The organism is Cedecea sp. B1(4) (assembly GCF_059414925.1).
In genome coordinates this window covers 1-322 of sequence record NZ_JCAHMZ010000235.1, presented here as the reverse complement: position 1 = coordinate 322, position 322 = coordinate 1, and the positions used below count along the sequence as shown (strand labels likewise).

General features: G+C 65.5%; 1 protein-coding gene. It reads left to right on the top strand.

Translation table 11 applies throughout. The annotated features are described in order from the left end of the window. On the top strand, window positions 1-322 hold a 322-nt coding region (locus tag ACR6JA_RS22760), incomplete at both ends, for a DUF3158 family protein (protein WP_494599744.1).

The window sequence follows — 322 nt, the reverse complement described above, 5'->3', positions numbered from 1 at the left end:
GCATGACAGCATCGCCCCCTATCAGCCACTCCACGCGCTTCGTGGCGCTGGAACAGGCGGACTTCCAGCGGCTGGAACACGCAGGCTACCTAAAAGGCCTTTTACAGCCCTTTAAGGGTAAGGGGAGTCTGGAGACCTGGGCCAGCCTGTGCGCAGCGCTGCGCGACGACGTGATTGGCCTGGCGCAGCGGCGCGTGCTGCCCCAGGCGCGCACCTACCCATTCAGTCTGCTCGACGTGCAACTGGCCCAGCAGGCCACTGGTGCAGGGACGACCTTCCTGCGCTGGCGCAACCTCGACCGTTCCTCCATGGGCGTGGCGTT